We start from the raw sequence: 19,297 nt of genomic DNA, 5'->3' as shown, positions 1-19,297 counted from the left end.
GGGTCAGCCCTCGTCCGCGGCGGCTTCCGGACGCGCGTACGTCCGGCCCTTCCAGGCGGCACCGCGCCCCCGGTAGTGCTGCACCGCCGAGTCGACCGTCATGAGGAGGTACAGGAACGCGGTGAACGGCAGCAGGGGAGCGAGCCACAGCGGCTGCCCGTAGTAGCGCAGCATCGGGGCGTACGTTCCCGCCATCACCAGCCACGCGAGGCCGCCGTACACCGCCGCTGCGGTCGTCCCGGTGGCGAGCCCCGCCGCCAGGGCGACCGGCGGCACCAGATACACCAGGGCGAGGCCGGCCACCGTGGTGAGCAGGAGCGGCGGGCTGTGGCGCAACTGCGCGTACGCGCTGCGGGAGACCATCCGCCACAGGTCGTGCAGACGCGGGTAGGGCCGTACGCTGTCCACCCGTTCGGCGAGCCCCAGCCAGATGTGGCCCCCGCTGCCCTTGACGGCCCGCGCGAGTGCCACGTCGTCGATCACGGCGTGCCGGATTGCGTCCGGGATCCGGGCCCGCTCGGCCGCCTCCGTGCGCAACAGCACGCACCCGCCCGCGGCCGCCGCCGTCCGTGTCCCCTTGCGGCCGATCCGGCGGAAGGGATAGAGCTGCGCGAAGAAGTACACGAATGCCGGTACGACGAACCGCTCCCAGACGCTCTCCACCCGCAGCCTGGCCATCAGCGACACGGCGTCGAAGCCGCCGCCGCGCGCCGCCGACACCAGCTCCCGCAGGCTGTCCGGTGCGTGGGCGATGTCCGCGTCCGTCAGCAGCAGGAACTCGGGGTCACGCGCGCGTGCCAGGCCGATGCCGTGGCGTAGGGCCCACAGCTTGCCCGTCCAGCCCGCGGGCGGTTCACCGGGCGAGTCCACGGTCAGCGGCAGCCCGCCGTGCTGCCGCGCCAGCTCCCGGGCCAGCTCCCCGGTGCCGTCCGAACTGCCGTCGTCGAGCAGGAAGACCTCGGCCCGCCGCGGATAGTCCTGCGCGAGCAGCGTCGGCAGGCTCGCGGACAGCACGGCGGCCTCGTCGCGTGCCGGCACGACGACACAGACGGGCGGCCAGGATTCCGGCTCCCGGTCGTAGGAGGGCAGCCTGATGTCCGTACGCCAGAAGAAGCCCTGGCACAGCAGCAGCCACAGCCAGGCGGCGAGTGATCCGACGGCGATCCACACAACGGCGCTCACCCGCCGCAGTCTGCCCCACCCCGGAGGGGCGCAAGAGCACGCCGTTTATAGTGACCGGGTGAAGATCGCGCTCATGGACTCCGGAATCGGACTTCTGCCGGCGGCCGCGGCGGTACGGCGGTTGCGGCCCGACGCGGATCTCGTGCTCTCCCTGGACCCCGAGGGTATGCCCTGGGGCCCGCGCACCCCGCAGGATCTCACCGAGCGCGCCCTGGCCGTCGCCGAGGCCGCCGCCGCGCAGCGCCCCGACGCCCTGATCGTCGGTTGCAACACCGCGACCGTGCACGCATTGACCGCACTGCGCGCCCGCCTCGAACCTGAGCTGCCGGTCGTCGGCACGGTCCCGGCGATCAAACCCGCCGCCGCGGGAGGCGGACCCTTCGCGATCTGGGCGACCCCCGCCACCACCGCCAGCCCCTATCAGCGCGGCCTCATCCGGAACTTCGCCGAGGGCGTCACCGTCACCGAGGTCCCCTGCTGGGGACTGGCCGAAGCCGTCGAACACGCGGACGAGGCGGCGATCGACACCGCCATCACCGCCGCGGCCGCCCTCACCCCCGACGAGGTAACGACCGTCGTCCTGGGCTGCACCCATTACGAACTTGTCGCCGAGCGCATCCGGGCGGCCGTCCAGCAGCCCGGCCGCCCGCCACTCGTCCTGCACGGCTCGGCCGGCGCGGTGGCCGCACAGACGCTCCGCAGGCTTGGCGCGGAGCCCGCCCCCGAAGCGCCGGCGAGCGGCACCCTCACCGCGTTGCTGAACGGCACCGTGAGCCCGCTGCCCGCCGCAGCGCTGGCCTACGAGGAAGGCCGTCTGCTGCAGGCGGCCGCCCCCGTCCGCTGACCGACCGGCGCAGTTGCTCTCCGCAAGCCGGTGCCCGCCCAGCGGAACCTGAGTAGTCTCGTAGACATGAGGGACCATCCCCGCGACGAAACCACGTCGGCCGAGGTCTGGACCGGCCGGGCGACCAACCGCGCCCAGTGGTTGCTGGCGCTCGGCGGCTGTGCCTTCATGGCCCTCGGCATCGAACTGGCCGTCGACTCGGCATGGACGTCCGGTGTCGCACCTCTCGCCATGTCGGTCGTGGGCTGTATCGCGGCCGGGCTGCTCGTCCTCTTCGGCACCATCGCGTTCGTGCACGTCGCCGTGAAGGTCGACCAGGACTCCCTCGAAGTGCGCTGCGGCCACATCGGCCTGCCGCGCCGCCGCATTCCGCTGTCCCAGATCGTCGGCGCCGATTTCGTGGCCAGGGTCACCCCGCGTCAGTGGGGCGGCTGGGGCTACCGCTGGCGGCCCCACCAGGGCACCGCGGTCGTCGTGCGCCGGGGCGAGGGCCTGGTGGTGAGACTCGGGGACGGGCACACGTTCACGATCACGGTCGACAACGCGGAGGCGGCCGTACGCGTCATCAGGGAACGGATGCGGTCGGGTGCGGCGGGGGCCGCGCACTGACGTTCCGATCGCTCTCGCGGCTGTTCACCGGTGTTCCCGCGCGCGTGTCGTCGCCGTGTCCCGCGGTCTCATGGACGAGCGGGCGGGCCGTAGCCAGGCCCGCCAGGAGGCCCGCGCCCGTGGTCACCGTGGTGAAGTTCAGCACGTTGCCGACCGTCGCGAGGACGGCAAGCCCGGTCAGGGCCGCGCCCGCGGTCAGTGCGACGGGAGTGGGACGCGGGGTGCGCCACAGGGCGTACAGCACCCAGCCGGCACACCGTAACGGCTGGTGCGTCATTTGTGGACGAGTTGCACAGGAACGATGCGGCAGGCGGGCCGGAGCGGTCCCGCCCGTACGGGCCGGACCGTGCCTGTCGGCGCCCGGGGCAGGCGCCGTACACTCCCGGAGTGACCGCCACCGCTCCTCCCACAGCCGAGCCGGACCAGGTTGAACCGCAGCTCGCGCCCGCTTCGCGCCGCGCGCGGCTGCTGCGCTTCTGGCCGGCCGCCACCGCCGCGCTCGCCGGAGTGCTGCTGTACGTCAGCTTCCCGCCGCGCACCCTGTGGTGGCTCGCCCTGCCCGCCTTCGGGATCTTCGGCTGGGTGCTGCGCGGCCGGTCCTGGAAGGCGGGACTCGGTCTCGGCTACCTGTTCGGTCTCGGCTTCCTGCTTCCGCTGCTGGTGTGGACCGGTGTGGAGGTCGGACCGGGACCCTGGCTGGCGCTGGTCGTCATCGAGGCGGTTTTCGTCGCGCTGGTCGGTGCCGGAATCGCCGCCGTGTCGAAGCTGCCAGGGTGGCCGCTGTGGGCGGCGGCCGTGTGGATCGCGGGGGAGGCGGCACGCGCGCGTGTCCCCTTCCGCGGCTTTCCCTGGGGCAAGATCGCCTTCGGCCAGGCGGACGGCGTCTTCCTGCCGCTCGCCGCGCTGGGCGGCACCCCGGTGCTCGGCCTCGCGGTCGTCCTGTGCGGATTCGGGCTGTACGAAATCGTGCGCCAGGTCATGGAGCGGCGCCGTAGCGGTGCGGTACAGCGCGTCGCCGCGGTCGTCGGCGCGCTGAGCGTGGCCGTCCCCGTGGTGGGCGCCCTGGCCGCGCGCACGCTGGTGAGCGACAAGGCCGAGGTCGGCACCGCGACCGTCGCCGTCATCCAGGGCAACGTGCCCCGCGCGGGCCTCGACTTCAACGCCCAGCGGCGTGCCGTGCTCGACTACCACGCACGTGAGACCGAGCGGCTGGCCGCCCAGGTCAAGGCGGGCAAAGTGGCACAGCCCGACTTCGTCCTGTGGCCGGAGAACTCCTCCGACATCGACCCCTTCGCCAATCCCGACGCCAGCGCGGTCATCGGGGAGGCGGCCCTGGCGATCGGCGCGCCCATCTCGGTCGGCGGTGTCGTCGAACGGGACGGCAAGCTCTACAACGAGCAGATCCTGTGGGACCCGGAGAAGGGCGCGACCGACACGTACGACAAGCGGCAGGTCCAGCCCTTCGGCGAGTACCTGCCGCTGCGCTCGATGCTCGACCACATCAACAAGAACTGGACCACGATGGTCCGCCAGGACTTCAGCCGGGGCACCGAGCCCGGTGTGTTCACCATGGACGGTGCCAAGGTCGGCCTCGCCACCTGCTATGAGGCCGCCTTCGACTGGGCGGTGCGTGACACCGTCACCCACGGCGCCCAGATGATCTCCGTGCCCAGCAACAACGCCACCTTCGACCGCAGCGAGATGACCTACCAGCAACTCGCGATGTCCCGTGTCCGCGCCGTCGAGCACAGCCGGACCGTTACGGTCCCGGTGACCAGTGGCGTGAGCGCGATCATCATGCCGGACGGGAGGATCACCCAGAAGACCGGCATGTTCGTGGCCGACTCGCTCGTCCAGGAGGTGCCGCTGCGCTCCTCCGAGACGCCTGCCACCAAACTCGGCATTTTGCCCGAGATGCTCCTCGTGCTGGTCGCCGCCGGCGGTCTCGGCTGGGCGATCGGCGCCGGTTTGCGCGGGCGGCGCGCCCGTGGCGTGTAGCCGTACGCCGGTTGCACGCCCCCGTGATCAACAGGGGTGACAGCGACGCCCGGCTAGGGTCGGGGCATGGGTACTCCTGACTTCATCAGCGCTCTCCGTGCCTCCGCCGGCCGCCAGTTGCTCTGGCTCCCGGGCGTCACCGCCCTCGTCTTCGACGACGAGGGCAGAGTGCTCCTGGGCCGGCGCACCGATACCCGCAAGTGGTCGGTGGTCGGGGGCATCCCGGACCCGGGTGAGCAGCCGGCGGCGTGCGCGGTGCGGGAGGTCTACGAGGAGACAGCGGTCCGGTGTGTGCCCGAACGGGTCGTGCTGGTCCAGGCCCTGGACCCGGTGACGTACGAGAACGGGGATGTCTGCCAGTACATGGACATCACCTTCCGCTGCCGGGCCGTCGGCGGGGAGGCGCGGGTCAACGACGACGAGTCCCTGGACGTCGGCTGGTTCACGGTGGACGCGCTGCCGGAACTGAACGAGTTCGCCCTTTTCAGGATCAAGCAGGCGATGGCCGACGCCGAGGCGCCCACCTGGTTCGACACCACGGGTTTCGCCAGTTCCGAATGACCCGCGCCGCGACGGCACGGTGAGCGGCCCCGCCGGAGAATTCCGGCGGGGCCGCGCTGAGTTGGTCAGCCCCGAGCGGGCGAGCGTGTCACGACGACGCTGAGGACCCGTACGCCGCGGGTGGAGCCCGGATGGATGCCGGTGAGTTCTTGTGCGCGCCGGAGGCGGTGGTCGAGAGTGCGGGCATGGACGTTCAGGGCCGTCGCCGTGCGCGTCCGGTCCATGTCGTGCTGGTAGTACCTGTCCGGTGTGGCGACGAGATCGGGCCCGCGGGAGAGGGTCCTGCCGATGTCGCGCAGCCAGTCGTCGACCTCGGGCAGCCGGGTGACCCCCGGTTCGACGGTCCGGCGACGTAACCACACGCTGTACTCAAGCGCCTCCGTGCGCGAGCGTACGTCCCGTTCCAGGACCTGGTACCCGGCGACCTCACGCCGGAAGACCTCGGTCGCGTGCCGTGCGTTGCTGTCGAGCTGTCTGAGCGGGTTCGTGAAGAGATTTCCCATGTCACCCTCCTCATAACGCCGTTGGCAGGGCGTACGCCCAGGAGGTGGTTCGTTCGAACTCCTGTCTTGGATGTCATGTCCTGTGGTGTCATCGGTGTGCTGTCGGTCGTGGACCGGCCGGGGCGCGCTCCCCGTCAGTCGCGGCCCGCACCCCGGTAGAGGTCCAGCTCGCCGTCGAGCGCCACGGCCAGGACGGTCGCGTACTCGTCGAGGTCGGCCGCCCCGGGCGCGTCGATCCACGTCACGCCCGGCACCTGGTCCAGACCGCCGGTGACGTGGTGGCCCAGTTCGGTGCCCGTGCCGACGACCGAAACGCGTCGTACGGCGTTGCGCAGACCCCGGATCGACACGGCCTCGCGGGGCGCGTCGAAGCAGACCAGATACAGGGTGCGCCGGTCGGCGGAGAGCGTGCTCGGCCCGTAGTGGTGCCCGGCGGGCAGGCCCGCGACCGTGCCGTACACGGCGTCGGCGTGCTTCGTGACCCAGGCACCGAGCCCCTCCAGGCGCTCTACCTGCTCCTCGGGAATCGTGCCGTCCTCCATCGGGCCGGCGCCGAGCAGCAGATTGCCGCCCATGCCGATCGTCTCCGTGAAGTAACGCACCAGCTGGCGCACCGACTTGAAGTCGCGGTCCTTGGCCCGGTAGCTCCACGAGTCGTTGATCGTCAGGCACAGCTCCCACGGGCCGTCCGGGGCGATCAGCGGAACGCCCTGCTCGGGGGTGGCGTAGTCGCCGTAGCTGAGCATGCGGGCGTTGAGGACGGTGTCCGGGTTGCCCGCGAGGATCAGCTCGGACAGTTCCCGCATCCGCCACTGCTCCTCGGTGCGCTCCCACTCGCCGTCGAACCAGAGGAGGTCGGGGCGGAAGCGCTCGACCAGTTCGCCGACCTGGCCGTCGCGGTAGGCGAGGTAGCGTGCCCAGGCCTCAGGGTCCTCCTCGCCGGGGCGGGCGTGTGAGTAGTCGTTGGGTTCGACGATGTGCGGGCCGGGGTGGCGCTCGCTGGCGTAGTCGGGGTGGTTCCAGTCGGAGTGCGAGTAGTAGAGGCCGACCTTCAGGTTCTGCTTGCGCAGGGCGTCGACGAAGCCGGTGACCAGGTCGCGGCCGGCCGGGGTGTCCCGGACCACGTCCAGACTGTGGCGGTCGGTGTCCCACAGGGCCACGCCGTCGTGGTGCTTGGTGGTGAGGACGGCGTACTGGGCGCCGACGCGGGCGAACAGTTCGGCCCAGGCCCTCGGGTCGTAGTGCGAGGCGGTGAAACGGTCGAGCTGCTTCATGTACTCCTCGTGCGTGACCTCGTCCGTGTAGAAGGACCAGGACTCGGCCCAGCCGTCCACGGCGTAGACGCCGTAGTGGATGAAGATGCCCAGCTTGGCATCGGAGAACCAGGGTTGCATCGGCATGCGCCCACGCTAAGCACGGGCTCCTGTCCCGCGCGTGGGCGGCGGTCACCACTACTGGTCCGTTTTCACCATCCAGGGGCGTCGCTGCGAGACTCCTTCACGTGACCGTCATGTACCTGAAGGTTCCCGGTGTACGTCCTGGGCGGGCCCGGGAGGATCGGTACCACCGGACCTATCTGATTCAAGCGGCACGCGGGTCCCGGGACCGGCTCCGCACCCGGGCGCAGCGTGTCCACGACGTCACCTGTCCGGGGCACGCATGCCCGCGACCCGGTCGGGTAGGCGACCCCCACTGTGCCCGGGACCGACCGTGTCCCGGGTGGCCGCACTACCGCCGCTACCAGAGGACCCACCATGGAGACGCCCGCACACCATCACTCCGCCACACCGGCACGACGGGCGCTCGACGCCCTGGCCGACGACACCCGGGACCCGGCCGCGCTGGACGTCCTCGCGATGAGCGACGTGCTGGTCCCCGTACCGGACGACGTCAGTGACGTGGACGCCGGCAATCCCTCGACCGTGGCGCTGCCGGTCCTGGAGGAGCCGGACGGGCGGGAGGCCGTGCCCGTGTTCACCTCGGAGCCCGAACTGGCCGAACTGCTGCCGTCCGTCTCCCGCTACCGTCTGATCCCGCTGGGCGCACTCGCCGACCAGTGGCCCACGGGCGACCTCTCGCTCACCATTGACGCGGCCTCCCCGCACGGGATGACGGTCACCTCCGAGGGCGTCCGCACCCTGCTGGCCAGGCCGTTCGAGTACTGAACCTCCGCCCGGTCAAAGGGGCTTGCGTTCTTGACGCGCGCGCGACCGGCCCCCGCCGGCCCGCGGCGAAGGAACCGTGTGGCCGGCGGAGCGCTACCCGCCCAACGACCGTTCCAGGGCAGCACGTTGGAGCGGCAGAACCCGGCCATGCAGCTCACGCCCCTTGGCCGTCAGAGCGACCCGCACCCCCCGCCGGTCCTCCACGCACATGCTGCGCTCGACCAGCCCGTCCTTCTCCAGCCGCCCGATGAGCCGCGACAGCGCGCTCTGGCTGAGATGGACCCGGCCGACGATGTCCTGCACCCGGCACTGCTCGCCCGGGGCAGGGGCCTTCCGCACGTCGGCCGCCTCGGAGACGAGGATGTCGAGTACCTCGAAGTCGCTGGCGCCCAGGCCGTGCGGATGCAGCACGCGGTCGATCTCGCACATCGTGCGCGCATGCACCGCCAGGATGTCCCGCCACTGGTCCGCCAGCCCCGCACCGGCCTTGTTCGCTGCCATGCACCCCATGTTAATGCGTATGCATAAAAACCGGCGTGCCCGAGGTGGTGTGACGGCCGGCTCAGGCAGACCCCCGCTTGATCAGCTCGGTGGGCAGAATCACCGCGGCCGGATCCTCGCCGCCGATCTGTGCGAGCAGCACCCGGACCATCTCGGCGCTGATCCGGTCGTAGGGCTGCCGGATGGTCGTCAGCTGGGGGCGGGCGGCCAGGGCTGCCGAGGAGTCGTCGAAGCCGCCCACCGACACGTCCCCGGGTACGGTCCGTCCCGCGCGCTCCAGTGCCGTCAGAACGCCCTGTGCCATCAGGTCGGACGCGACGAACACGGCGTCCAGGTCCGGGCGCCGGGCCAGCAGCCGTTCCGCGCCCGCCTCGCCGCTGGCCCGGCTGTAGTCGCCGGAGACGACGAGGCGGTCGTCGTGTTCGATGCCCGCCTCGGCCAGGACCTCGCGGTAGCCGGCGAGGCGTTCCACGCCGCCCGGGGTGTCGAGCGGGCCCGTGACGACGCCGACGCGGCGGCGGCCCAGGGAGAGGAGGTGGCGGACCATGTCCCGGGCGCCGTCGCGGTCCGCCGCCGCCACGTAACTCACCCTGGAGCCGAGGCCGATCGGTTTGCCGCACGCGACCAGCGGTACGCCCGCCTCGCACAGCTCCTGCGCGACCGGGTCACCGGAGTGGCTGGAGACCAGCAGCACCCCGTCGACATGACCGGCGGTGATGTAACGCGTGATCCGGCGCCGTTCGTCCTCCGTGCCCGCCAGCATCAGCAGCAGCGGGATGTCGTGCGCCGCCAGTGCCTGGGTGCAACCCCGCAGCAGGACATTGAAGTTGGGGTCCTCGAAGAACCGCTCCTGAGGCTCCGTCAGCAGAAAGCCGATCGAGTCGGAACGGCCGGTGATGAGCGAGCGGGCGTGACGGTTCACCACGTAACCCGTTTTGCGGATCGCGGCGTTCACCGCCTCCTGGGCGGTCGGGCTGACGTAGTGCCCGCCGTTGAGCACGCGCGAGACGGTGCCTCGTGAGACGCCCGCCTCGCGCGCCACGTCGTGGATCGTCGGCGGTTTGCGCCGGCCCCCGGTATTGCTCATGGTCATGACTTTACGGCTCCGGACAGCAGGTCGAGGCTCCAGAACCGCTGGATGACCAGGAACAGCGCGATCAGCGGAAGGACCGCCAGGAACGCGCCCGTGATCACCAGTGTGTAGAGGGCCGGGGTGGCCGCTCCCTGTTCGAGAAGGGTGAACAGACCCAGTGTGATCGGGAACTTCTCGTCGTCGCTGAGCATGATGTAGGGGAGCAGGAAGTTGTTCCACACGGCCACGAACTGGAACAGGAACACCGTCACGAGGCCCGGGATCATCATCGGGAGCGCGACCCTGGTGAAGATGCGCCACTCACCCGCGCCGTCCATCCGCCCGGCCTCGACCACGTCGGCCGGCACCGCCGCGGCGGCGTAGATCCGCGCGAGGTAGATGCCGTACGGGGAGAGGACCAGCGGCAGCAGCACGGACGCGTAGGAGTCCGTGATGTCGGCCTTCGCCAGCAGCAGGTACTGAGGGATCGCGAGGATCACCGGCGGCATCAGCACGCCCGCCATCAGGATGCTGAAGACCGTCTCCCGGCCGCGGAAGCGGTAGACCGCTAGCGCGTAACCGCTGATCGCGGAGACGGCCGTCGACAGGAGAGCGCCCAGGCCGGCGTAGAGGGCCGAGTTGCCCATCCACTTCCAGTAGACGCCGTCGCGGTAGGCGCTCAGCTCCTTCACGTTGTCCGTGAGGCCGCTGCCGGGCAGGAACGTGAACGTGGAGAACAGCTCACTGCCCGACTTCGTCGCCGCGATCACCACCCACGCGACCGGCAGCAGGCAGTACAGGGCACCCAGCAGGAGCGTGATCGTCGGGACCAGGGCGATCCGGCTGCGCAGCGGAGGGCGCTGCGCGGTGCCGGGCCTGGTGCCCGTGGCCGCTTCCGCCTTGCCCGCGGCAAGAGAACTCATCGTGCTGCCTCCTGCTTGTTCCGGGAGTTCGCGGCCCGCAGGAAGCCGAACGACAGGACGAGCGTGACGATCGCGATGATCGTTGCCTCGGCCGCGGCCGAGTAGATGTCGCCCTTGCCGAAGGCGTCCTGGTACACCTTCATCAGCGGACTCCACGTCGTGGACACGGAGTTGGTGAGGGGCTTGAGGGTGGTCGGCTCGCTGAACACCTGGAGCGTCGCGATGATCGAGAAGAAGAAGGTCAGCACCAGCGAGGGCGCGACCATCGGAATCTTGATCCTGAGCGCGATCTGCAGCGGGGTGGCGCCGTCCAGCTTCGCCGCCTCGTACACCTCGGCCGGGATCGACCGCAGCGAGGTGTAGATGACGATCATGTTGAAGCCGGTACCGCCCCACACCGCGATGTTGGAGAGCGCGAGGTACAGCGGACCGCCGTCGAGCAGGTCGGGCTGCGGCATCCCCAGCTTGTCGAGGACGAAATAGAACGGGCTGACGTCCGGAAGGTACAGAAAACCCCAGAGCAGCGCGGCCACGACGCCGGGGATGGCGTACGGCAGGAAGATCGCGAGCCGGGTGAAGGGTGCGAGCCGCACCTTGTCCGCATCGAGCATCAGCGCGAAGACCAGGGCGAGACCCAGCATCACCGGGACCACGATCGCACCGTAGCCGGCCACGCGCAGCGCGCCGTCCAGCAGCTCGTTGTCGGTGAGGGCGTCGGTGTAGTTCCCGATGCCCGCCCAGACCTCTTTCCGCGCCCCGGAGCCGAGACCCAGGCCGGAGACCTTCACCTTGTGCAGGCTCAGCCAGAGCGCGTAACCGATGGGCAGTGCGAAGAAGAGGGCGAACAGGATCACCGCGGGAAGGAGGAAGGCGTACGGGGCCCCCTTGACCCCGTACGACCTCCGGCGTGCACTGGTCACTCCGCGACCCCGAAGCCCTGCTTCTTCAGGTCGGCGACCGTGGCGTCCTGCACCGTCCTGAGGGCGGCACCGAAGTCCGACTTGTTCTTCGCGGCCGAGGCGAACGAGTCCTTGAACGAGGTGTACGCCACGTTCACGTTCGGGCCCCACGCGGAAGGCGCCGTGGTCTTCGCGATCTCGGCGGCCTGGGTGTAGAAGTCCGACTGGTTCGAGAAGAAGTCGGGCGACTTGACGAACGCGCCGCTGAGCTGGGCGCCCGTGGCGGCCGGGTAGATCCCGCCCTCCTTCGCGAGCGCGGCCAGCGCGTCACGGTCGGTGTTCAGCCAGGCGGCGAACTTCGCGGCGGCCGACTTGTGGCCCGAGTCGGTGGTGACGGCCGTCGAGGAGCCGCCCCAGCTGCCCGTCACGTCCTCGCTCAGCGACCACTGGGGGAGCGGGGCCATGGCCCACTTGCCCTTGGTGTCCGGCGCGGCCGTCGTCAGTGTGCCCGGTGCCCACACCGCGCTGACCCACGCGATCTGCTTGCCGGTGTTGAGTGCCTTGTTCCAGGCCGGGGTGTACATCGGCTGGTTGTCGATGGCGTCCTCCTTGACGAGGTCGCCCCAGAAGTCGGCGACCTTCTGGGTCGCCGCGTCGTCGATCCCGACCTTCCACTGCTCGCCGGTGGTGGTCCACCACTTGGCGCCGGCCTGCTGGGCGAGGCCCGCGAAGAGACCGGAGTCGTTGGCGGAGAAGGTGGTGAGGTCCTTGTCCGGGGCCTTCCTCTTCAGCGCCCGGGCCGTCTCGGCGAACTCGGCCCAGGTGGTCGGGACCTTCAGGCCGTACTGCTCGAACAGGTCCTCGCGGTAGTAGAACATCATCGGCCCGATGTCCTGCGGCACCGCGTACACGGCGTCCGTGCCCAGTGTCGTCTGCTGCCAGACACCCTCGGCGAAGTCGTTCTTCGCGTCGCCGACGTCACCCGAGATGTCCGCGAGCGCGTCATTGCTGACCAGCGTCGGCAGCGCCTGGTACTCGGCCTGCACCAGGTCCGGCGCCTTCTTGGCCTTGTGCGCGGTGAGGATCTTGGTGACCAGGGTGTCGCCGGAGGCCTGCTTCTTCACCGTGACGGTGATCTGCTGCTCCTTGCCCGGTCCCTCGTTCCACAGGTCGACGACCTTGTCCATGCCGGGCGTCCAGGTCCAGTACGTCAGCGACACCGGGCCCGACTGGGCGTCGCTGTCGTCGTCGGACCCGCAGGCGGCGAGTGTGGTGGCGCCGAGCGTGACGGCGACTGCGGTTGCCACGAGGCGCCACTGCTTCGTGTTCGGCATGGAAAGTTCTCCCCTGACCTGGAAGGGCCTCGCCTGCTGCGAGAACCCGCTGTGCTTCCTGCGCGGCTCACCTCCGAGGCGCCTCGGCCGGTGCCGGGGGCGTGCTCAGCCCTTCGGGCCTCCGCGCGCTCCCACCCCGACACCTGGCGCGCCCCTCCGGCTCGCTCGCGGTGCTTCTGTGAGCGTTCACAGTAGAGAAACACACTGGACACTTGTCAATGGTTGTTGCCGTGCGGTTATCTGGGCCCCGCACCGCGAATGCTGTGTGTGCACGTTCCCAATATGTTCCACAGTGACCGACCAACCGGGAGACATTCCATGCCGGAGACCACCCCCACGGGCCTCACCAGGCTGGCCTTCGGCGGGGACTACAACCCCGAGCAGTGGCCGGAAAGCGTCTGGCAGGAGGACGTCCGGCTGATGCGCGAGGCCGGCGTCACGATGGTCAGCGTCGGAATTTTCTCCTGGGCCCTGCTGGAGACCGCACCCGGGGTGTACGACTTCGGCTGGCTCGACCGTCTGCTGGACCTCCTGCACGAGAACGGCATCCGCGCCGACCTCGGAACGCCCACGGTGGCGCCGCCCGCCTGGTTCTACCGCGAGCACCCGGACGCGCTGCCCGTCACCCCCGAGGGTGTGCGCTACGAGTTCGGCTCCCGCGCCGCGATCTGCCACAGCAACGCGGACTACCGCGCCGCCGCCGCCAACATCACCACGAAGCTCGCCGAGCGCTACGGCGCCCACCCGGCGCTCGCCATGTGGCACGTGCACAACGAGTACGGCGTCCCGGTCTCGGCCTGCTACTGCGAGTCCTGCGCCGCCCACTTCCGCCGCTGGCTGGCGACGGCGTACGAGACGGTCGACGGCGTCAACGAGGCCTGGGGAACCGCCTTCTGGGGCCAGCGGTATACGACCCTCGAGCAGATCAACCCGCCGCGTGCCACGCCCACGGTCGGCAACCCCGGCCAGGCGCTGGACTACAAGCGGTTCGCCGACGCCACCATGCGCGAGAACTTCGTGAGGGAGCGGGACATCCTGCACCGGCTCTCGCCCGGCGTCCCGGTCACCACGAACTTCATGACCGCGCTCAGCCAGTGCGACTCCGTCGACTACTGGGCCTGGGGCCGCGAGGTCGACATCGTCACCAACGACCACTACCTGATCACCGACGGCCGCCGCACCCACGTCAACCTGGCGATGGCCGCCGACCTCACCCGCTCCGTCGGGGGCGGAGCCCCCTGGATCCTGCTGGAGCACTCCACCTCGGGCGTCAACTGGCAGGCCCGCAACCCCGCGAAGGCCCCGGGCCAGATGGCCCGCAACTCCCTCGCCCATGTGGCCCGGGGCTCCGAGGGCGCGATGTTCTTCCAGTGGCGCCAGTCCCGGCGCGGCGCCGAGAAGTTCCACTCGGCGATGCTCCCGCACGGCGGCACGGAGACCCGCGTCTGGCGCGAGGTCGTCGAACTCGGCGCCTCTCTCGACTCCTTGGCCTCGATCCGCGGCACCCGCACGGTCGCCGACGTCGCCGTCCTGTGGGACTGGCACTCCTGGTGGGCGCAGAACCTCCAGTGGCGCCCCAGCGAGGACCACGATCCGCGCGAGCGCGCCGACGCCTTCTACGAGGCCCTGTACGACCGCCACCTCACCGTCGACTTCGCCCACCCGGAAGCCGGCTTGTCGGCCTATCCCCTTGTCGTCGTACCCGCCCTGTACCTGATGACGGAGGCCGCCGGGAACAACCTCAGGGAGTACGTCGAGAACGGCGGCACCCTGGTCGTCTCGTACTTCTCCGGCATCGTCGACGAGCACGACGCCGTCCACCAGGGCCCCTACCCGGGCGCCCTGCGCGACGTACTCGGCCTGACCGTCGAGGAGTTCTCGCCGCTGCTCCCCGGCGACGCCGTGCGTATCACCGGCCCCGACGGCTCCGAACTCACCGGTGACGTGTGGACCGAGTTCGTCGTGCCGCGCGGCGCCGAGACCGTGTGGACGTACGCCGACGGACTCACCGCCGACCAGCCGGCCGTCACCCGCCACCGCCTCGGCGACGGCACCGCCTGGTACGTGTCGACGCGACTCGACGCGCACGGCCTGGACGCCCTGCTCGGCCGGGCCACCGAGGACGCCGATCTCGCGCCCCGCGCCGACCTCCCGCGTGACGTCGAACTCGTCCGCCGCACCGGCGAGTCGGGCACCTATCTGTTCGCCGTCAACCACACCGCGTCGGAGACCAAGGTTCCCCTGGAAACACCCGGCACCGAACTGCTGACGGGCGAACGAGCCGCCGGCCGCCTCGCGCTGCCCGCCGGAGCCGTCCGGGTCGTACGACTCGACGGCTGAGCCGCAAGTTCCCCTCCGTCCGTGCGCGCCACGAGAGCCGCGGGCGGGAGGGGCCCCCTCCCGCCCCTCAGGAGGGACACCCCCAACCCATCACGTCGAAGGGACGACGGACGACGATGTTCCATCCCAGACGCACACCCAGGCGCACTCTCAAGGCCCTGCTGCTCCCGCTCGCCGCAGGCCTCGCGCTCACCGCTCTGCCCGCCACCTCGGCACAGGCGGCCAGCACCCTCACCAACGGCGGCTTCGAGGCCGACGGTTCGGGCGCGGCCACCCCCAACGGCTGGGCGGAGTACGGCGACACGGGCGCCTCGTACGTGGAGTCCGGTGGCCGCAGCGGCAGTTACCGGCTGTCCCACTACTCCGCCTCCGCCTACAAGGTGGAGACCTACCAGTACCTGTCCGGGCTGACCAACGGCAACTACAAGCTCACCGCGTGGGTGCGCTCGGGAGGCGGCCAGAAGTCGGCCTACATAGCGCTGAAGAACTGCGGCAGCTCCGAGCAGCGCACCGACCTGCCCGTCTCCTCCAGCGGGTGGATCCGGATCGTCGTGCCGATCGCGGTGACGAACAACCAGTGCACGATCAGTGTCAACTCCGATGCCAACGCGGGCAACTGGATCAACGTCGACGACCTGACCTTCGCCTCCGGCACGGGCGGGCTGTCCATCAAGGGCGCCGACATCTCCTCCCTGCCCAAGAGCGAGGCCAAGGGCGGTCTCTACAGGACCGGTTCGGGGACGACGAGCGACGCGCTCGGCGTCCTGAAGAGCTCCGGCATGAACTACGCGCGCGTCAAGGTCTGGGTCAACCCGGCCGACGGCTACAACAACAAGGCGCGCGTCCTCGCCATCGCCAAGCGCATCAAGGCGCAGGGCATGAAGCTCCTGGTCGACTTCCACTACTCGGACACCTGGGCCGACCCGGGTGTCCAGGGCAAACCGTCCGCGTGGGCCGGGCACTCGTACAGCCAGCTGAGGACGGACGTCTACAACCACACGTACGACGTCCTGGGCGCCCTGAAGTCCCAGGGCACCACTGCCGACATGGTCCAGGTCGGCAACGAGATCAACGGCGGCATGCTGTGGTCCGAGGGCTCGACCAACAACTGGTCGCAGCTCGCCGGGCTGCTCAACTCCGGCTACGACGCGGTCAAGGCGGTCAACTCCGGCACGACAGTGGCGCTGCACCTGGCCAAGGGCGGCGACCTGTCGGGCACCCGCTGGTGGTTCGACAGCGCGGTGTCCAACGGCGTGAAGTTCGATGTGATCGGCCTGTCGTACTACGGCTACTGGCACGGTTCGCTCTACGACTTCCAGACCACCATGGACGACGCGGCCTCGCGCTACGGCAAGCCGGTGTTCGTCGCCGAGACGGCCTACCCCTTCCGTCTGGACAGCAAGGACTCGCACGAGAACATCATCGACACGACTGGTGAGCTCGTCTCCGGGTACGCGGCGTCCACGGCCGGGCAGTCGGCCTGGTTCCGGGACATCCTGAACATCGTGGAGGCCGTTCCGAACGGCCGCGGCCTCGGCGTCTTCTACTGGGAGGCGACCTGGACCGCGGTCAACGGCAACGGCTGGGACCCCGCGGACCCGTCTTCCGGCAACGGCTGGGAGAACCAGGCCCTGTTCGGCTATGACGACAAGGCGCTCCCCGCGATGACGTGGTTCAGCCACCGCTGAGCCCGAAGTGAGCCCGCAGTGACGGGGCCCGGCCGCCTGAGGGAGGTGGCCGGGCCCTTTGTGCGTTGGCACGCAAGGGCTTGCTCGAACCCACGTACGTGATCGGGAGGGTTGGACCTCGGCCAAGAGGTGCGAAGCCCCGGACGTGGCGGACCCAACTGCGGGACATTGGGAAGTGCGGCACAGGGGACCGGGACGAGGAGGCAGGATGCTGAAGAGACCGGTGGGCGGCCAACGCCTGGAGATCCTGGAGTGGCTGAAGGACCCGGCGGCGCACTTCCCGCCCCAACGGCACGGCGATCCGGTCGAGGACGGTGTCACGGCGGCGGCCGTCGCCGCGAAACTCGGCGTCCCCCGCTCCGTCGCCCACACTCACCTGGGTCTGCTCGCGGGCATCGGCGTGGTCCGTACGAAGAGAATCCGCTGGCGCACCTTCTACCGCCCCGACGAAATACGCATCGCCGAGGTGGGCCGCATGTTCGAGAAGGGCTGGTAACCGGCGAGGGCTGTCCGCCGACGGCTGGGCGGGTGCCTTCGCGCGCCGCGAGCCGTCCGTGGTGCTGGGAAGCCCGTGGTGCCGGGTGACCTGGTGTGCGGAGTGACCCGCCGGCCGGTGGGGGCTGGCCGGGCAGTTCCCCGCGCCCCGTCAGGGGGGCTTTGCCGCACCGGATTCCACAGGTCCCGTGCACCCGGCTCAGGAACTGTCGCTCTGCCGCGAACGCCGCCTCCACCGTTGCCGCGTCCGCGCCGGGCGGGCAGGACGCTCATCGGGATCGGGCCGGGGCAGGCCCTCGTACGTGAACCGGGCCGACCGTGGGCAGGAGGTCCACGCCCGGGCCGGTGCGGGCGAGGTCGTGGACGCCCGTCGGACAGCCCTCAGCGCCGACTGATCAGGTGCGCGGAATGCCCCGAGCCGTCGAGGACCCGGGTGCGAGTGCCGCCCGCCCGGCGTTACCCTGTTGAACGGCCGCGATCCCCCGCTCGCGGCGCGGCGGTGGGGCCCGCCGTACCCGAACCGCGGCAGCACCGCCGCCAACGGTCCCTACTTGCGCACACGGGCGCGCCCGCACGTCCGGGCGCCGGCGAGTAGGAGACGTACGACCATGTCAGCCCCCGAGACCCGCACCGGTACCGTCGTCGTCCGGCCGCCGCGCCCTCCCGTTCTGCAGGGCCAGGCCCCGGTCGTCGCGGTGGTCGCGATCGGCGGCGCGACCGGTGCCTGCGCCCGGTACACGGCCTCTCTGGTCTGGCCCGCGCAGACCGGGGGCTTTCCCTGGACCACCTTCTGGATCAACGTCGTCGGCTGTGCCGTGATCGGCGTGTTCATGGTCGTCATCACGGAGATCCGGGCCGCCCACCGCCTCGTCCGCCCCTTCTTCGGCACCGGTGTGCTCGGCGGCTTCACCACCTTCTCGACATACGCCGTCGACATCCAGAAGCTGGCCGACCACGGCCGCCCCGGCACCGGGCTCGCCTATCTCGCCGCGACCCTCCTCGCGGCGCTCACAGCCGTGACGCTCGCGGCGACCGCGACCCGACGGGTCCTGAAGCGGAGGCGACGATGACCAGGCTGACCGGCAGCGTCCTGCGCCTGACCGTCCTCATCGGCGAGCACGACACCTGGCACCACAGGCCGCTCTACTCGGAGATCGTCCACCGTGCCCGTGCGGCCGGCCTCGCGGGCGCGAGCGTCTTCCGTGGCATCGAGGGCTACGGCGCCTCCTCCCTCATCCACACCTCGCGCCTGCTCTCCCTCAGTGAGGATCTGCCGGTCGCGATCGTCATCGTCGACTCCGGGGAACAGGTACGGTCCTTCCTGCCGCAGCTCGACGAACTCGTCACCGAGGGACTGGTCATCCTCGACGACTGCGAGGTCATCCTTCCTCGGTCTCAACGGCGTTCGACCGGGGGGACCACCATCGTCGGCCGCGCCGAGGGGAAACCGGGCGAAGCGGACGAGAAGGGTGAGAGTTCGTTGTGAACTGGCTGCTCGTGATCGCGGGCGGAATGGTCGGCGCGCCCCTCCGCTATCTCACCGACAGGACGATCCAGTCCCGTCACGACACGGTCTTCCCCTGGGGCACCTTCGCCGTCAACGTCACCGGCTGCCTCATCCTCGGCCTGCTCACCGGCGCAGCCCCGGGCCCGAACCTCCAGCTGCTCCTGGGTACGGGCCTGTGCGGCGCGCTGACCACGTACTCGACCTTCTCCTACGAGACCCTGCGGCTGGTCGAGGACGGGGTCTCTCTCTTCGCCGCCGCCAACGCGTTGCTCAGCGTGGTGGCCGGTCTCGGGGCCGCTTTCGCGGGCGTATGGCTGGGCGGAGCGCTGTAGGCGGAGGGCGCCCGGGTCTTGCCGGCGTGTAGTGGGACGGGGCCCGCCGCAGCCCGCCCCTCCCCAGCAGAACCGGATTCCATGAGCGCCATCTCCGTCGGTCAGGCCGTCGTCCTCGGAGCCGTCGAGGGGGTGACCGAGTTCCTGCCGGTCTCGTCTACCGGTCATCTGAAGAGCCAGGCGCTGTCCAGGGGCCGTCGTCGCCAGCACGCCTCAGGTCTGGCTGCCTCCTCCGCCAAGGTGGCACCGAACGCGTCGGGGTCCACCTCCAGCGCGCGCAGACGAAGCGCTCTGAGTGCGCGTCCAGTCCTCGTCGACCAGCCGTTCGACCCTCAGCATGTCTC

19 protein-coding genes and 2 pseudogenes are annotated in these 19,297 nt (G+C 70.4%); 12 read left to right on the top strand and 9 right to left on the bottom strand.

Annotated elements, in window-relative coordinates; all coding sequences use genetic code 11:
• Nucleotides 1-3: 3 nt before the first annotated feature.
• Nucleotides 4-1,170, bottom strand: coding sequence for a glycosyltransferase (locus tag RB628_RS10195; protein ID WP_412180629.1), 1,167 nt, complete (start codon nucleotides 1,168-1,170; stop codon nucleotides 4-6).
• Nucleotides 1,171-1,240: 70 nt separating this feature from the next.
• On the opposite strand from RB628_RS10195, the gene RB628_RS10190 reads away from it, so the two are divergent.
• A complete protein-coding gene (locus tag RB628_RS10190; RefSeq protein ID WP_318320005.1) occupies nucleotides 1,241-2,026 on the top strand; it encodes a glutamate racemase in 786 nt (261 codons plus the stop codon).
• 66 nt (nucleotides 2,027-2,092) lie between these two features.
• Nucleotides 2,093-2,635: a hypothetical protein gene (locus RB628_RS10185; protein ID WP_318320004.1), complete on the top strand. Its 543-nt coding sequence runs from the start codon at nucleotides 2,093-2,095 to the stop codon at nucleotides 2,633-2,635.
• Here the strand turns inward: RB628_RS10185 and RB628_RS10180 are convergent.
• A pseudogene (locus RB628_RS10180) lies at nucleotides 2,592-2,882 on the bottom strand (hypothetical protein); the annotation flags it as partial. The gene RB628_RS10185 and the pseudogene RB628_RS10180 sit on opposite strands and share 44 nt — an antisense overlap.
• A gap of 140 nt (nucleotides 2,883-3,022) precedes the next feature.
• Between RB628_RS10180 and lnt the strand changes: the two are divergent.
• Together lnt and RB628_RS10170 are read left to right on the top strand one after the other, a co-directional pair.
• Entirely contained in the window at nucleotides 3,023-4,633 is a 1,611-nt protein-coding gene (lnt, locus tag RB628_RS10175) for an apolipoprotein N-acyltransferase (protein WP_318320003.1), read from the top strand.
• A 66-nt stretch (nucleotides 4,634-4,699) separates the two neighbouring features.
• On the top strand, nucleotides 4,700-5,194 hold the full coding sequence (locus RB628_RS10170) for an NUDIX domain-containing protein (protein ID WP_318320002.1): 495 nt from the start codon (nucleotides 4,700-4,702) through the stop codon (nucleotides 5,192-5,194).
• A gap of 65 nt (nucleotides 5,195-5,259) precedes the next feature.
• Here RB628_RS10170 and RB628_RS42555 read toward each other — a convergent pair whose 3' ends face one another.
• The gene (locus RB628_RS42555; RefSeq protein ID WP_412180625.1) at nucleotides 5,260-5,697 is read right to left on the bottom strand and encodes a helix-turn-helix domain-containing protein; all 438 of its coding nucleotides are present in this window, start codon (nucleotides 5,695-5,697) and stop codon (nucleotides 5,260-5,262) included.
• A gap of 134 nt (nucleotides 5,698-5,831) precedes the next feature.
• Complete coding sequence (locus RB628_RS10160) at nucleotides 5,832-7,097, bottom strand: alpha-L-fucosidase (RefSeq protein WP_318320001.1); 1,266 nt, start codon at nucleotides 7,095-7,097, stop codon at nucleotides 5,832-5,834.
• 354 nt (nucleotides 7,098-7,451) lie between these two features.
• Between RB628_RS10160 and RB628_RS10155 the strand changes: the two genes are divergently transcribed.
• Nucleotides 7,452-7,862 carry an SseB family protein gene (locus RB628_RS10155; RefSeq protein WP_318320000.1) on the top strand — a complete coding sequence of 137 codons (411 nt, stop codon included), beginning with the start codon at nucleotides 7,452-7,454 and terminating at the stop codon, nucleotides 7,860-7,862.
• Nucleotides 7,863-7,955: 93 nt separating this feature from the next.
• Here the strand turns inward: RB628_RS10155 and RB628_RS10150 are convergent, their stop codons facing one another.
• The 5 genes from RB628_RS10150 to RB628_RS10130 all read right to left on the bottom strand — a co-directional run bounded on the left by RB628_RS10150 (nucleotide 7,956) and on the right by RB628_RS10130 (nucleotide 12,591).
• Nucleotides 7,956-8,363: a MarR family transcriptional regulator gene (locus RB628_RS10150; RefSeq protein ID WP_318319999.1), complete on the bottom strand. Its 408-nt coding sequence runs from the start codon at nucleotides 8,361-8,363 to the stop codon at nucleotides 7,956-7,958.
• A 61-nt stretch (nucleotides 8,364-8,424) separates the two neighbouring features.
• On the bottom strand, nucleotides 8,425-9,456 hold the full coding sequence (locus RB628_RS10145) for a LacI family DNA-binding transcriptional regulator (RefSeq protein ID WP_318319998.1): 1,032 nt from the start codon (nucleotides 9,454-9,456) through the stop codon (nucleotides 8,425-8,427).
• On the bottom strand, nucleotides 9,453-10,358 hold the full coding sequence (locus tag RB628_RS10140; protein ID WP_318319997.1) for a carbohydrate ABC transporter permease: 906 nt from the start codon (nucleotides 10,356-10,358) through the stop codon (nucleotides 9,453-9,455). Before RB628_RS10140 ends, RB628_RS10145 begins: the two co-directional genes overlap by 4 nt.
• Nucleotides 10,355-11,278, bottom strand: coding sequence for a sugar ABC transporter permease (locus tag RB628_RS10135; RefSeq protein WP_318319996.1), 924 nt, complete (start codon nucleotides 11,276-11,278; stop codon nucleotides 10,355-10,357). Before RB628_RS10135 ends, RB628_RS10140 begins: the two co-directional genes overlap by 4 nt.
• On the bottom strand, nucleotides 11,275-12,591 hold the full coding sequence (locus RB628_RS10130) for an extracellular solute-binding protein (protein ID WP_318319995.1): 1,317 nt from the start codon (nucleotides 12,589-12,591) through the stop codon (nucleotides 11,275-11,277). Before RB628_RS10130 ends, RB628_RS10135 begins: the two co-directional genes overlap by 4 nt.
• A 318-nt stretch (nucleotides 12,592-12,909) precedes the next feature.
• Between RB628_RS10130 and RB628_RS10125 the strand changes: the two genes are divergently transcribed.
• From RB628_RS10125 to RB628_RS10095, 7 genes and pseudogenes are all read left to right on the top strand, one after another.
• A complete protein-coding gene (locus RB628_RS10125) occupies nucleotides 12,910-14,931 on the top strand; it encodes a beta-galactosidase (RefSeq protein ID WP_318319994.1) in 2,022 nt (673 codons plus the stop codon).
• Between the two features lie 116 nt (nucleotides 14,932-15,047).
• Nucleotides 15,048-16,619: an arabinogalactan endo-1,4-beta-galactosidase gene (locus RB628_RS10120; protein ID WP_318319993.1), complete on the top strand. Its 1,572-nt coding sequence runs from the start codon at nucleotides 15,048-15,050 to the stop codon at nucleotides 16,617-16,619.
• Between the two features lie 208 nt (nucleotides 16,620-16,827).
• Complete coding sequence (locus tag RB628_RS10115) at nucleotides 16,828-17,115, top strand: winged helix-turn-helix domain-containing protein (RefSeq protein ID WP_318319992.1); 288 nt, start codon at nucleotides 16,828-16,830, stop codon at nucleotides 17,113-17,115.
• Between the two features lie 607 nt (nucleotides 17,116-17,722).
• Nucleotides 17,723-18,184 (top strand): fluoride efflux transporter CrcB, encoded by a 462-nt coding sequence (gene crcB, locus RB628_RS10110; RefSeq protein ID WP_318319991.1) that lies wholly within the window; start codon nucleotides 17,723-17,725, stop codon nucleotides 18,182-18,184.
• Nucleotides 18,181-18,600 (top strand): DUF190 domain-containing protein, encoded by a 420-nt coding sequence (locus RB628_RS10105; protein ID WP_318319990.1) that lies wholly within the window; start codon nucleotides 18,181-18,183, stop codon nucleotides 18,598-18,600. The genes crcB (RB628_RS10110) and RB628_RS10105 overlap by 4 nt, the downstream gene beginning before the upstream one ends.
• Nucleotides 18,597-18,953 carry a fluoride efflux transporter CrcB gene (gene crcB / locus RB628_RS10100; RefSeq protein WP_318319989.1) on the top strand — a complete coding sequence of 119 codons (357 nt, stop codon included), beginning with the start codon at nucleotides 18,597-18,599 and terminating at the stop codon, nucleotides 18,951-18,953. Before RB628_RS10105 ends, crcB (RB628_RS10100) begins: the two co-directional genes overlap by 4 nt.
• 81 nt (nucleotides 18,954-19,034) lie before the next feature.
• Nucleotides 19,035-19,127, top strand: a pseudogene (locus RB628_RS10095) (undecaprenyl-diphosphate phosphatase); the annotation flags it as partial.
• Nucleotides 19,128-19,297: the final 170 nt, after the last annotated feature.

It is taken from the genome of Streptomyces sp. ADMS (genome assembly GCF_033441795.1).
In the GTDB taxonomy this organism is placed as follows: Bacteria; Actinomycetota; Actinomycetes; order Streptomycetales; family Streptomycetaceae; genus Streptomyces.
This window is presented reverse-complemented; position numbering and strand designations above follow the sequence as displayed.